This is a genomic window from Listeria rocourtiae FSL F6-920 (assembly GCF_000525975.1).
GTDB classification, from domain to species: domain Bacteria; phylum Bacillota; class Bacilli; order Lactobacillales; family Listeriaceae; genus Listeria_A; species Listeria_A rocourtiae.
In genome coordinates, this window is sequence record NZ_AODK01000064.1 from 1 (window position 1) to 12,772 (window position 12,772).

The window sequence follows — 12,772 nt, forward strand, 5'->3', positions numbered from 1 at the left end:
TCTTCTACACTATGTTTTCGCATAACTTCTCACATGGTCGGGGATACTTCTCCCTCCCCGTTTTCAGTCAACGTACCCAAGTACGCTCCGCGCTGGTACTCGCTTTTGCCTAGAAACTAAGCATTTGTCGACACGCTGAGGTTTGGAGGGAAATCATGTGAAGCAGTTTTTCTACAGTCTGAGTCAAACACAATATTTGGCCCTAATGGTTATTTATTCGGATAATTTTCTAAGAAGTAAATCAATGTTTGTAGCTCTGTTGTTAAATCGATGTGATGCACGCGAACGTGTTTCGGTACGCTGATACGTGCCGGTGTAAAGTTCAGAATTCCCTTCACATCTGCTTCTAGCAAACGATCAACAGTTGTTTGTGCTTCATCTGATGGCACTGTCAAAATCACGACTTCAACTTTGTTCTCTTTCAGCAAATCTTGCATATCGTTTAAATGGTAAATTGGAATGTCTTGTTGAACTGTTCCAACTTTACCCGCGTCAACGTCAAAAGCCGCGACAATTTTTATATTATTATTTTTCATGAAATTGTAGTGTAGAAGTGCGGTCCCCAAATTACCAACACCAATGATGGCTACGTTCGTTTGCTTATCTTGGCTCAGCGTCTTGCTAAAGAAATCCAGAATGTAGGACACATTGTAGCCGTAGCCTTTCTTACCAAGCGCTCCAAAGTAGGAAAAATCGCGGCGAATTGTTGCTGAATCAACTTTCACAGCCTCGCTTAATTCCGCGGATGATACGCGTTCTTTTCCTGATTCGTGTAAATACTTTAAATAACGGTGATAAAGCGGCAAGCGCTTTGCTGTGGCTTGTGGAATCTTGCCCGTTTCCTCGATCATGTTTGTTCCCTTCTTCCTTTTGATTTTAAATGGACGGTGGCTTTTGCGCGCCATCCTTGTGCTATGAAACATGGAGATATAATAAAAAACGATTGCGCTAATTTCTATCGTTGTTCATTTCACATGCTTGCTTATTCACTATAAACATTTCACATAGATTTCACAATGTTTTTGCTCAAATTATATGTTACTATTTTGTTACAATGCTTGTTAGATTCCATTATACAGTAAAAGATTCCATATTGCTAGTTTTTTCACAAATAGAAGTTTGTGAATTCTATTTTCGAAAGCGTTTCCTTTCTCAAGCCATTGCTTCTCTACCTGCTTTACGATAAACTAGGAGGATAGAGATTTTGGAAGGTGAAGGAGACATTAAAAATGATACTTTTACAAGTACAGCAGATTGTTAAAAATTTCGGTGCTGAAACGATATTAGAGAATATAAAATTAGAGGTGCAGACGAATGACCGGATTGCGCTTGTTGGTCGGAATGGTGCAGGTAAATCAACGCTTTTAAAAATTATTGCTGGACAGATGAGCTATGATGGGGGCACGATTTCAAAACCAAAGCATGTCCAAATTGGCTATTTGGCACAAAATACAGGGCTTGAGTCTTCGAAAACGATTTGGAATGAAATGTTGGACGTTTTTACAGAATTGAGGGCAATGGAACAGGATTTGCGCGCACTTGAGGAACGGCTTGGCGATCCCACAATTTATGAGAACAAAGAGCAATATGAGCAGACAATGAAGGAATACGATTCGTTACAGCACGCTTTTAAGGAACAAGGCGGATACCAATATGAGGCTGATATTCGTTCGGTCTTGCATGGTTTGCGATTTTTCGAGGCAGATTATGAAAAGCTGATTGCATCACTTAGCGGTGGTCAAAAAACAAGGCTTGCTCTAGCGAAACTGCTTCTGGCAAACCACGATATTCTGATTCTCGATGAACCGACGAACCACTTGGATATCGCTACGCTTTCCTGGCTTGAGTCTTATTTACAGAACTACAAAGGTGCGCTACTAATCGTTTCACATGACCGCTATTTCTTGGATAAAGTGGTAAATCAAGTGTACGAGATTAGCCGAACGCATATTGATCGCTACGTTGGGAATTATTCGCGTTACCTCATTCAAAAACAAGCAAAACTGGAACAGCAATGGAAGGAATTTGATAAACAACAGGAGAAAATTGCAAAATTAGAGGATTTTGTGGCGCGGAATATTGTGCGGGCTTCAACGACAAAGCGAGCACAGAGTCGCCGCAAACAGTTGGAAAAATTAGACCGACTCGACCGTCCGCAAGGCAGTGAAAAAACGGCGCACTTCGGGTTCCAATTTGAACGTGCTAGTGGTAAAGATGTCTTGTTTGTGGAAGACTTAGCAATTGGTTATGCGGTCGATAAACGTGTCGCCCAGAATCTGACTTTTGATATGAAACGTCATGAGAGTATCGCGCTTGTTGGGCCGAATGGGATTGGAAAATCGACGCTACTGAAAACGTTGATTAGTGATATTCCAGCGCTTTCGGGTGATTATCGTTTTGGAACAAACGTTCAGATTGGTTATTATGATCAAGAACAGGCGAAACTGAACTCCAATAAATCGATTTTACATGAACTTTGGGATGATTATCCTGAATTGAATGAACAAGCGATTCGCACGACGCTCGGCAATTTTTTATTTTCCGATGACGACGTTTTGAAAGTAGTGAACACGCTTAGTGGGGGCGAAAAGGCGCGGGTCGCTTTGGCGAAATTGACACTGATTGGCGCTAATTTGCTAATTCTTGATGAGCCGACCAACCACTTAGATATTGAGAGTAAGGAAGTTCTTGAGGCTGCGCTAATCGATTTTGAAGGAACGATTTTGTTTGTGTCACATGACCGGTATTTTATCAATCGAATTGCATCCAAAATCGTTGAAATGCATCCGGAGCGCGCTCAAGTCTATCTTGGGGATTATGATTATTATCAGGAAAAAATCGCAGAGCAAAAAGAACATGCGAGGCTTGACGCGTTGCAAAAACAGCAAGAAAATCCTGAAGACAAACAACTGGCAACGAATAAGCAGGCATACCACTTGGATAAGGAGCAGCAAAAAGTGATGCGCCAGAAAAAGCGAAAGTTAGAGGAAATCGAGACACGTATGGAAGAAACAGATCTCAAAATTAATGAGATTGAGCAGGAGCTTTTGAATCCTGCAGTATATCAAGATCATGAGGCAGCTTATGAACGGACTGGGCAGCTAGATATTCTGAAACAATTGAGTGAAGACTTGATGGAAGAATGGACGATTTTGAGTGAGGAATTAGAAGATTAGATAAAAATAGGATTTTCCATGAATCAACAATGGGAAATCCTATTTTTCAGCAATCAATATGTAAATCACTTTAAGACTAAGTTCAATAGTAACCTTGCTTAAGAAAAATGTCTTCGTGGAATACCTCTTTGCTTATTTAATAATTTAGTTCTCTTACTATCTTTATAAACATACAAATCATTTCTGTATTGATAATTATTTGCATATTGTTTGTCTGAATAAATCACTTCATCTGTGCTATCAGCCTCTGCCTTAACCGGTATTGCCACTGAACCGGTAAGCACCCCTGTAAGTAATATTGTGACTACTCTTCTCATTTTTATCATCCCCCATCGTATATTTTTTAAAGAACCAAATAAGATATTAAGCAACAATAAAGCTAAAATTCCAATCATTAGTGCTACACCTGAAATCCAGTCCATAAGAAATGCCATCAGTAATAACACCACTAATATAGTAAAAATACTATAAAACATTACTTTTTTATGCATATTGATTCACCTCCTACCAATTATAATTTCCCATGTTTGTATATCACTTGAAAATAACTTATTTTTGTATCCGTTTACATTATGTATTAACTTACTTAAATGTCAAATTAGTAACTTTTAAACATATTTAATTACTAATAACAACATAGTACACAATTAAATAATTTATCTTTTTTAATTAAAATAAGCAGGCATCCTTGTATACTCCTTTTTTAGAAGGGCTGTATACAGGGATGCCAAATTTCCTATTTTTGAAGCTGGATTTTAGTCCTATCTCAACCTCAATCGATCAAATACATGCATTTATACTTTATCTAGCAATGTACTTAATTCCACTCTCGAATCTTAACGACTTTTCTTTTCGAAAGGTACAATGGAACGTTTTCTGTTTGAACATCACTGTATTCCAAACCAAACCACTTTTCTGGGGAGGTTGTGAAATGCTTGATGAACAGCTTGCTTTTCATAATTGCTCGTTGCCAGTTGCTGAGATCGGCCTCTGTGCTCAGTTCGTCCTTCACGATAACAAAACAGAAATCGCCAAGTTTGCGACCAATTTTAGCTGTATATTTCCGATTTTGTTGTTCGAGTGAGCCCTTTGATATGAGGTCTTTTGCAATTTGATGTAGGAACACATTGATATCTTGCTCTACCCGAAAGCCTAGTTTCAATTGCACACGAATCACAAAATCACTCTCAAAACTCTCGACTGTGTAATAGGCGGCATATGGGCTATCAACAACTTGAACGTTCACAAACCAATAAACATCAGCGCGTTTGGGACGTTTGTCAAGAATCGATGCCATTACTTCATGCTCGACGCGATACGGATTGCGGCTACTCGTTAAATAAACAAGATTATGTGCAAATTTGGGATAAGCCTCGTCTACTTTTAATTTGGCGAGCATTGGTACAAATTTCTTTAAGGATACGTTCTTTACTAGTTTCGTTTTTAGTTGGTAGCCGCTGAACCAGATATACATGAGTGCCATAATTGCTACGGCCATAATGACTGCAACGAAACCGCCGTGCATGAATTTCGCGGCGCTTGAGATGAAGAAGGCAAATTCCAAGATACCAAATGTCATGAGAATAGCTGTTGTAACCAGTTTGGAAAATCCTTTTCGTAATAGGAACTGGAACAGTAATACGGTCGTCATCAGCATCGTCACGGTAATTGATAGTCCGTACGCGGCTTCCATATGAGTCGAATCTTGGAAGTAAAGCACAACGCCTACACAAGCAATCCAAAGTACTGTCGTAACAGTTGGAATATAAACTTGCCCTTTCGTCTCTGATGGGTAACGGATGCTTAGGCGCGGTAATAGATTGAGTGCGATTGCTTCAGAAACCAATGTGTATGCGCCTGTTATCAAAGATTGAGAGGCAATAATTGCTGCGAATGTAGCGATTAATACGCCGTACATAATGAACGGTTCTGGCATGCTTTGGAAAAATGGATTCACAAATGGATCATCCGAATTTTTGAGTGATATAATCCAAGCGCCTTGTCCGAAATAATTAAGTAGTAAGCACACTTTGACGAATGGCCAAGTGATGTAGATATTTTTGCGTCCTACATGTCCTAAATCGGAGTATAAAGCTTCTGCACCTGTTGTTGCTAGGAATACACTCCCCAATATTAGGAAGCCAGCTTTATTTTGATCACTAAAAAGTAATTCCACTGCATAATATGGAGAAACTGCTTTAAAAATAGACAAGTCTCCAAGAATATTGATAATGCCAAGTACGCCTAGAATCGAAAACCAAAGAAACATCGTCGGCCCAAAAATTCGGCCAATGAACATAGTTCCATATCTTTGCATAAAGAAAATACCGCTAAGTATAGCGATAACAATGATAACTATTAAAGTCGTGCTTCCAGTGAATAATGCGTCAAAAGCCGGGATTTCTTCCAACCCTTCGATAGCTGAAGTTACGGTTACAGCTGGCGTTAAGACACCGTCTGCAAGCAGTGCTGCACCACCAATCATCGCTGGGATGACGAGCCATTTTCCTCGTTTTCTGATGAGGGCGTAAAGTGAGAATATCCCCCCCTCACCGTGGTTGTCTGCGCGTAAAGCAATGACCACGTATTTGAAAGTTGTCAGTAATGTGAGCGTCCAGAAAATCAAAGATAAAGAACCAATGATGTAGTCTTCTGATACGTTATTCAGACCTCCGTTACTCGCGACAATCGACTTCATAACGTAAAGAGGCGACGTTCCAATATCCCCATAAACAATACCAAGTGTTCCTATCGCCAAGCCAAGTCTGATTTTATTTTTTCTCTCCATTTTTATCCCCCTCTTAAACCATGGACGTATTATACCACCATTCCAACAAAAAGACGAGCATATCTTTGGCCCTATTTTTCAGGGTTAAAAATACACTCGCCTTCGCTTAGTATGTGTCTTCAAAAAGTAGGCCAGGACTTGCATTCATTGTTAAATCTCCGTGGATTCCTTTTTCGAAAAGAATGGTTCCGGCAGCAGCAATCATTGCAGCATTATCACCACATAGGGATAGTGGCGGGATAATGAGCTCGACTTCCGGGATTTCTTTTGCAGTTTCTTTGATGAGTCGCTCACGAAGTCCTTGATTTGCTGCAACACCGCCTGCTAAAAGTAGTTGGGTCACATGGAATTCTTTCGCTGCACGGATTGTTTTTGTCACAAGAACGTCAATAACGCTAGCTTGGAAACTTGCTGCTAAATCCGCTTGGTTTATCGGTAATTCTTTTTGGCGTAAATTATGGACTGTATTGATAAAAGAAGATTTTAGTCCGCTAAAACTAAAGTCATAGCTGGCTTCATTCATCATCGCACGTGGGAACTGGAATGTATCTTCCCCAGTAGCTGCTAGTCGATCGATTTGCACGCCACCAGGATAGGTTAATCCGAGTGTTCGCGCCACTTTGTCATAGGCTTCCCCAGCTGCGTCATCTCGGGTTTCGCCAATGATGTCAAATTTACCATGTTCATGCATGATGACCAGCTCTGTGTGCCCGCCGCTGACAACGAGGGATAGAAGGGGAAATGTCATCTCGGTTGCAAAACGATTCGCATAAATATGCCCAGCGATATGATGGACACCGATAATCGGTTTGTTGTGAATGAAGGCTAGTGTTTTAGCAGCGTTGACACCGATAAGAAGGGCGCCTACAAGCCCCGGTCCTTCTGTTACTGCGATGGCATCGATTTCATTCATCGTTACTTCTGCTTGCTCTAAAGCTTCTTCTAGTACAATGGTTATTTGTTCGACGTGATGGCGAGATGCGATTTCTGGAACCACCCCACCAAAACGCTTATGGCTTTCGATTTGAGATGCGATAACATTGGATAACATTTCTGTACCATTTTTGACGACAGATGCTGCTGTTTCATCACAACTTGATTCGATGCCTAGTATTAAGATATCTTTTTTCATAATTCCACCTACTTTGGTTGATACAATACAATTTCTTTACAATAGTCAACTCATCGTTCTACCCACATAACTAGCGCGTCTTCTTGATTATCTGGATAATATTGTTTCCGAATTGCCCCGTCTTTAAATCCAAATTTTCGATATAATTTCTGCGCTTGCATGTTGGAAACACGGACTTCGAGTGTTAACCGAATAACACCTTTCTCTGTTGCGGTATCTAGTAATTTAGCTAGCAGCGCTTGGCCATAGCCTTTTCCTTGATAGTCAGGATGTACCGCAATATTAGTAATGTGACCTTCATCTAAAATCAACCATACGCCTGCATATCCAATAACCGCTTCATTCTGTTCAGCAACGAGATAATAAGCGTATTGGTTCGTGTAAAATTCATTTCGAAATGCCTTCTCACTCCATGGTGAAGTAAATACCGCGTTCTCAATACGGAGCAAGCTTTTTACGTCAGCTACCGTTGCTTGGCGAAAAATGACTTCATTCATGATTGTTTGCCTCGAGCCATTTGCTTTCTGCTTCTGCAAGTTTTAGATATGTTGGGACAAACGTATGCGCCGTAACGCCTTCCTTATGCTGAGCAAGTTCCCCAAGAAATGCTGGTCGTGGATAGCAATGTGTCGCATCCCCGATAGTAGCTTGGCTTCCGATAGTAGCTTCGATTTCTTCTTTAAAATCTGCTAAGCCAGCGCCAATAAATAAAACCTTAGACGCTGCATCCAACTTTGCAAGCAAATCTGTGAATGCAAGATGTTGGTCAGCCTCTACTACTTCTCCTTCTTCATTATAAATACCAGCGTAAACATTCCCGCGCCTAGCATCCATCACTGGCACAATAAGTCCATCAAAAAAACGGCCATTTTGTGCCATCAGAGCCAAGCTAGAAACACCGACAATCGGAATTTGCAAATCCCAAGCCATTGTTTTTGCTACAGTTACACCAATTCGAAGTCCAGTATATGAACCGGGCCCTTCTGCCACAGCAATTTTTGTCAAATCTTGTGGTGTCACATCACATTCCTTCATTAACTGTGCAATCGCTGGAAGCAATCGGACGCTGTGATTTTTTTTCAAGTTGGTTACGAGTTCACCAATGACTTTATTATCACGCCACAAACTGACGCCCAGCGTGTCATTTGACGTATCTATTCCAAGTATAATCATTATCCAAAAACCTCCGAACAAAGTGTTTCGTATCTTGCTCCAACTGGTTCTATCTCAATTGTGCGCTCATTTTCTGCTACGTGTTTTAATGTGAATCGGATATAATTAGTAGGAATATCTTGCTCAATAAAATGCGCCCACTCCACAACAGAAACGCCAGCTCCTCCGAAGTATTCTTCCAGGCCTAAATCGTCCTCTGTGTTCTCTAAGCGATAAACATCCATATGATACAGCGGTAAGCGCCCCTTCGTGTATTCGCGAACAATAGTAAATGTCGGACTCTTAATCATTTGCGATATGCCCAATCCTTCCGCGAGTCCTTTTGTAAAGGTTGTTTTACCAGCTCCGAGGTCTCCTTCTAGCAAAATGACATCCCCAGCTTGCATCCTCTGACCTATTTTTTTAGCCATCTCACGTGTCATTGATTCATCTGTTGTTTCTATTATATATTTCATCGCTTCACCTTTTTTATTATTTTCTGTACATATCATACCATAAAAAAACGAGATGTCCTATAACGCTGAGCATCTCGTTTCATTATGTTATTGTATTTCGTCTGTATCTGTCAATGCATCCCCGTACATCGATTTGTAATATTCAGCAGTTGCTTCCTCAATTATTTTTTGTAGTTCTTTTGCGGAAATAACATCAGATGAAGATGGGAACTTAGGAAGTTTTGCTGAATCTGTCATTTTCATCGTGATTGTAAACGCCATTGCTTCAGGGTTCTCCTTATCTGATGTATCAGTAAGCTTCACTTTCATCTTCATATTTTCAATCGCGTCATCTTTGCCTTGTTTAATAGTAGTATCGATTGTTATTGCAGCATCTTTCTCACTTTCTAAATCTTTAATTGAGTCTTTTATAGATTTGACAGTAGCCGTATACTGCTCATCAAAGTCATTCTCTGAAACGCCTTGTGATGTGACGATGACTTTCAAATCAGCTTTTACATCCTTATCATCAGCTAGCTTCACTAATTGATTGGCTAATTTTGTAATATCTGATTTAGTTAGTTTTACTGTAATTTCGCCATTATCGCCTTCTTTAAAGCGATCTTCGGGTAAACTACTGAAATAATCTGATACTATTTTAGTTACTTTTTTGCTCAAATCTTTCGTTGCTTTCTCAACTGCTTTCGTATCTGTTACTTCTTTTTGCTCTTTTTCGTTCGTTAAATCATCTGCAAGCCCTGTAAGCTCTACGTATTTTGTTGCTAAATCTGGATTCTCTTTCTTAATCTGCGAGAACATACCGCTTGTTAGTTGATCAAGTAATGTTGTCAAATTACCTTTATCATCATATAAATCGCTTAATGGCAAGTATATTTTCTCTGCTTTTGAATCCATTAATAAATCAAGTGTTGCGTCTATATTTACTAGTCCTGCCGTTTTAACCGCAATTGTAGCTGCTGATTTTTGCGCTTTTTGATCGTTAGCAACTGTCATTTTTACAGATAAACCTTCTAACATTGCCGCGCTCTGTTGTGCTTTTAATGTAGCTGGTAATTCATCAATCGTGATTCCAATTGTCGATGTAGTTTGATCAGCTGGATCTGATGTCTTCTCCACACTTTTTGTAAATTTCTCTTGCGGCGTACTCCCACACGCCACTAGGACAAAACCTATAAGTAAGGTTAACACTAACAATGTAAGCTTTTTCATTTATAAATTCCCTCGCTCTCTTTTATAGTCTAAATGTATCATAAAAAACAAGGTAACTCAATCTTATTGAATGATTGTTCACACATTTGACAAACTTTGCGGTCGAGACTTGTCTTTTATACTTGTAAAAAATGGACTTGCCTTTTTAAAAGCAAAACCAGTATACTGGAAGGATAGATATAGAAAAGAGGTTTTGATTATGTTATTAGCGTATATCGCAGGATTTTTTATTATTTTATTTCTTATACTTTTTATAGTTGATAAACGCAGAGTAAGCAATGGCATTTTCCTCACGCTAGCCCTGTTCTTCACGATGTTAGCTGTTGCTTACGGTTTAATGTCAACAGATAGTAATATTATTGCACTCATTGTTATCGGGGTTTTCTTCCTGATTCTTTTGCTTTCGCCATTTCTTGTTATCGGTTTGGGCATTGGTTTGGTCTACAATGGAAGATTAATGGTAAAACGAGAAGGACGAAAAATACCTAATCTACTCACATTATTTGTTGGAATTATGATTCTTGCATTAATTGTTCTGTTCATCTTGCAATTAACTATTTTCGACTCTGTTTGGTTAAGTATTTTTTTCACTGCATTGTTTTTGATTTTAGGTTACTTTTCATTCCTCTTAATCAGTTTTCTGCTATCTTCTTTTATTTATCAGTACAATCGACCACGCCTAAAACAAGATTTTGTCATTGTGCTTGGCAGCGGGCTAATCGATGGAACACGGGTACCACCGTTGTTAGGTAGTCGACTAGATCGTGCTATTGTTTTTTATTATAAACAGGCCGCCAAAAAATGGGCACCACTAATTATCGTATCTGGCGGTCAAGGCCCAAATGAACTAGTGTCTGAAGCGTTTGCGATGAAAAATTATCTACTGGATAAAGGCATTCCAGAAGAACATATCCTTATGGAAGATTTGTCGGTGAATACGTTACAAAATATGCGTTTTTCGAAAACTTTAATGGATGATTTAAAGCCGAAGCACCGCAGTATCTTTGTAACGAATAATTTCCATCTATTCCGAGCTAGCCTGTACGCGAGAAAAGCCGGATTAAAGAGCCAAGGTATCAGTTCAAAAACAGCGCTTTACTATTTACCAAATGCGTTGATGCGTGAGTTTATCGCTATTATTGTTATGTACAAATGGTGGCATATAACGGTAACAGCTTTCATTCTACTAGGTATGATAGGGATAGGGGTTATCAATTTTATCTTTGGTTGAATCTAGTTTATAGGAAGACCGCTGTTCAATAACTTAAATGTATGCCTCGCATCCTGCAGAGTTGTGTTTATCTCTAATGGATGCGAGGTATTTATCTTTCCATATTAAAATACGCCTATTCACAATCAGCTTCTATTATTGATGATGTCCAGTGTGCCACTAACTATTTTCTTACAAAACTGTTAGACTATACGTGAATTCTTTATATCTTCTTACTCATTTCTTACTTTTCATTTTACTATTTTGAGATAAGATATATTCAAGAAGAAAAAAGATAGTTCAAAGGAGAAGTCTAATATGAAAATGACTAAAGTATGTGCTACTGCGCTGCTCACATTGACAGCGAGTGTTTCTCTGTCGGCATGCATCGATAGAGAAGCTGTAACACCAACGAAAGAGAATTCTGCAATATCTACACCCGAAAAAATAGTGAAAGAAAAGCCCATCCCCTCACCAAACCTTGGTATTTCATCAGTCTCATCAGCATTATACGACATCAAAAAAAGCAAACCATTATACGAAGAAAATCCACAAGTTGTAACACCAATTGCAAGTGTTACTAAGCTAATGACGACGTATTTAGTCTTACAGGCTATACATGATAAAAAGTTGTCTTGGGATGAGAAACTATCCTTGGAACCACTTGATGATAAGGCTGCCATATCTCTTTATATGACTACAAGCAAAAAAGCATGGACCGTAAAAGACCTCTACGCAGCGATGATTGTCATGTCTGCAAATGACGCTGCAGAGGCTCTTGGGAAACGATTGAGCGATGACTTTCCTGCAAAAATGAATAAAACAGCAAAAAGCATGGGACTCTCTAATCGCAGCAATTTTGTCAGTGCAAGTGGTTTAGATAAAGATGGAAAGGAAAATGTATCGATAAGTAAAGACTTATTCTTGCTGGCATCAGAACTAATAACTAAATTCCCAGAAGTGCTAGATATGACTTCAAAAGCAAGTTACGTGACGAGTAATGACTACACACTGAAATCCACCGACGCGCTTTTGGCAAATAAAGAAATCGATGGCTTAGATGGTTTAAAAACTGGGTTCACAGACGGTGCAGGATACTGTTTTGTTGGTACTGCAGAGCAAAATGGAAAACGTCTTATATCAATTGTGTTAAAAGCACAAACAACGGATGCCCGCTTTCAAGATACGAAAAAACTAATGGCATATGGCTTCGCTAATCAACATAAAACCAGCTATGAAAAATAGGTGTGTATTTTTGTAGGTAATTCGGAGATAGAAAAAATTTAATTTCTGCGATGAACCAACTATAAAATAAATGTCTGATTCATCTTTATAGTTTACAAGAAAATATTACAATGACTTTCATAAGGATAACAGTTTTGGGACCACGCTTTTCTTTAGCGCACAATTCGCATCCTTTCCTTTTTTATTCATTGTACAAAAAATAAAAACTATGTAAATGATGCATCTAAAATTCATTACCGCGTGTCGACAAACACTCATTGTTGGGATTGTTCGAAGTAAGACGAGTTACAATCCCAATATGCAGGAGAGCAGAGCGAGCCTGTAAACATTTCCAGTGCTCTTCTACACTATGTTTCGCATAACTTCTCACATGGTCGGGGATAC

Annotated in this window: 11 protein-coding genes; 3 read left to right on the forward strand and 8 right to left on the reverse strand. The window is 39.2% G+C overall.

Going from position 1 to position 12,772, the window contains the following annotated elements:
• Nucleotides 1-209: 209 nt before the first annotated feature.
• Complete coding sequence (locus tag PROCOU_RS15250; RefSeq protein ID WP_036074058.1) at nt 210-851, reverse strand: redox-sensing transcriptional repressor Rex; 642 nt, start codon at nt 849-851, stop codon at nt 210-212.
• A 378-nt stretch (nt 852-1,229) separates the two neighbouring features.
• Here PROCOU_RS15250 and PROCOU_RS15255 point away from each other — a divergent pair, with 378 nt between their 5' ends.
• Nucleotides 1,230-3,176 (forward strand): ABC-F family ATP-binding cassette domain-containing protein, encoded by a 1,947-nt coding sequence (locus PROCOU_RS15255; protein ID WP_036074060.1) that lies wholly within the window; start codon nt 1,230-1,232, stop codon nt 3,174-3,176.
• A 98-nt stretch (nt 3,177-3,274) separates the two neighbouring features.
• Here the strand turns inward: PROCOU_RS15255 and PROCOU_RS15260 are convergent, their stop codons facing one another.
• The 7 genes from PROCOU_RS15260 to PROCOU_RS15290 form a co-directional block, all read right to left on the reverse strand.
• Nucleotides 3,275-3,667 (reverse strand): hypothetical protein, encoded by a 393-nt coding sequence (locus PROCOU_RS15260; protein WP_036074061.1) that lies wholly within the window; start codon nt 3,665-3,667, stop codon nt 3,275-3,277.
• 326 nt (nt 3,668-3,993) lie between these two features.
• On the reverse strand, nt 3,994-5,964 hold the full coding sequence (locus tag PROCOU_RS15265; protein WP_036074064.1) for a KUP/HAK/KT family potassium transporter: 1,971 nt from the start codon (nt 5,962-5,964) through the stop codon (nt 3,994-3,996).
• A gap of 106 nt (nt 5,965-6,070) precedes the next feature.
• A complete protein-coding gene (gene tsaD, locus PROCOU_RS15270; protein ID WP_036074067.1) occupies nt 6,071-7,096 on the reverse strand; it encodes a tRNA (adenosine(37)-N6)-threonylcarbamoyltransferase complex transferase subunit TsaD in 1,026 nt (341 codons plus the stop codon).
• Nucleotides 7,097-7,146: 50 nt separating this feature from the next.
• Nucleotides 7,147-7,593 carry a ribosomal protein S18-alanine N-acetyltransferase gene (gene rimI, locus PROCOU_RS15275; RefSeq protein WP_036074069.1) on the reverse strand — a complete coding sequence of 149 codons (447 nt, stop codon included), beginning with the start codon at nt 7,591-7,593 and terminating at the stop codon, nt 7,147-7,149.
• Nucleotides 7,586-8,269, reverse strand: a complete 684-nt coding sequence (gene tsaB, locus PROCOU_RS15280) for a tRNA (adenosine(37)-N6)-threonylcarbamoyltransferase complex dimerization subunit type 1 TsaB (RefSeq protein WP_036074072.1) — start codon at nt 8,267-8,269, stop codon at nt 7,586-7,588. The genes rimI and tsaB overlap by 8 nt, the downstream gene beginning before the upstream one ends.
• Nucleotides 8,269-8,724, reverse strand: a complete 456-nt coding sequence (tsaE, locus tag PROCOU_RS15285; protein WP_036074074.1) for a tRNA (adenosine(37)-N6)-threonylcarbamoyltransferase complex ATPase subunit type 1 TsaE — start codon at nt 8,722-8,724, stop codon at nt 8,269-8,271. The genes tsaB and tsaE overlap by 1 nt, the downstream gene beginning before the upstream one ends.
• Before the next feature lie 87 nt (nt 8,725-8,811).
• Nucleotides 8,812-9,933, reverse strand: a complete 1,122-nt coding sequence (locus PROCOU_RS15290; protein WP_036074076.1) for an Lmo2079 family surface lipoprotein — start codon at nt 9,931-9,933, stop codon at nt 8,812-8,814.
• A gap of 199 nt (nt 9,934-10,132) precedes the next feature.
• On the opposite strand from PROCOU_RS15290, the gene PROCOU_RS15295 reads away from it, so the two are divergent.
• Complete coding sequence (locus PROCOU_RS15295) at nt 10,133-11,164, forward strand: YdcF family protein (RefSeq protein WP_036074079.1); 1,032 nt, start codon at nt 10,133-10,135, stop codon at nt 11,162-11,164.
• Nucleotides 11,165-11,461: 297 nt separating this feature from the next.
• The gene (locus tag PROCOU_RS15300) at nt 11,462-12,388 is read left to right on the forward strand and encodes a D-alanyl-D-alanine carboxypeptidase family protein (protein ID WP_051994456.1); all 927 of its coding nucleotides are present in this window, start codon (nt 11,462-11,464) and stop codon (nt 12,386-12,388) included.
• Nucleotides 12,389-12,772: the final 384 nt, after the last annotated feature.

What these genes read in the sequence shown, in the direction of transcription:
- PROCOU_RS15250 (WP_036074058.1), bottom strand. Translation starts at nt 851, where the DNA reads ATGATCGAGGAAACGGGCAAGATTCCACAAGCCACAGCAAAGCGCTTG.
- PROCOU_RS15255 (WP_036074060.1), top strand. Translation starts at nt 1,230, where the DNA reads ATGATACTTTTACAAGTACAGCAGATTGTTAAAAATTTCGGTGCTGAA.
- PROCOU_RS15260 (WP_036074061.1), bottom strand. Translation starts at nt 3,667, where the DNA reads ATGCATAAAAAAGTAATGTTTTATAGTATTTTTACTATATTAGTGGTG.
- PROCOU_RS15265 (WP_036074064.1), bottom strand. Translation starts at nt 5,964, where the DNA reads ATGGAGAGAAAAAATAAAATCAGACTTGGCTTGGCGATAGGAACACTT.
- tsaD (WP_036074067.1), bottom strand. Translation starts at nt 7,096, where the DNA reads ATGAAAAAAGATATCTTAATACTAGGCATCGAATCAAGTTGTGATGAA.
- rimI (WP_036074069.1), bottom strand. Translation starts at nt 7,593, where the DNA reads ATGAATGAAGTCATTTTTCGCCAAGCAACGGTAGCTGACGTAAAAAGC.
- tsaB (WP_036074072.1), bottom strand. Translation starts at nt 8,269, where the DNA reads ATGATTATACTTGGAATAGATACGTCAAATGACACGCTGGGCGTCAGT.
- tsaE (WP_036074074.1), bottom strand. Translation starts at nt 8,724, where the DNA reads ATGAAATATATAATAGAAACAACAGATGAATCAATGACACGTGAGATG.
- PROCOU_RS15290 (WP_036074076.1), bottom strand. Translation starts at nt 9,933, where the DNA reads ATGAAAAAGCTTACATTGTTAGTGTTAACCTTACTTATAGGTTTTGTC.
- PROCOU_RS15295 (WP_036074079.1), top strand. Translation starts at nt 10,133, where the DNA reads ATGTTATTAGCGTATATCGCAGGATTTTTTATTATTTTATTTCTTATA.
- PROCOU_RS15300 (WP_051994456.1), top strand. Translation starts at nt 11,462, where the DNA reads ATGAAAATGACTAAAGTATGTGCTACTGCGCTGCTCACATTGACAGCG.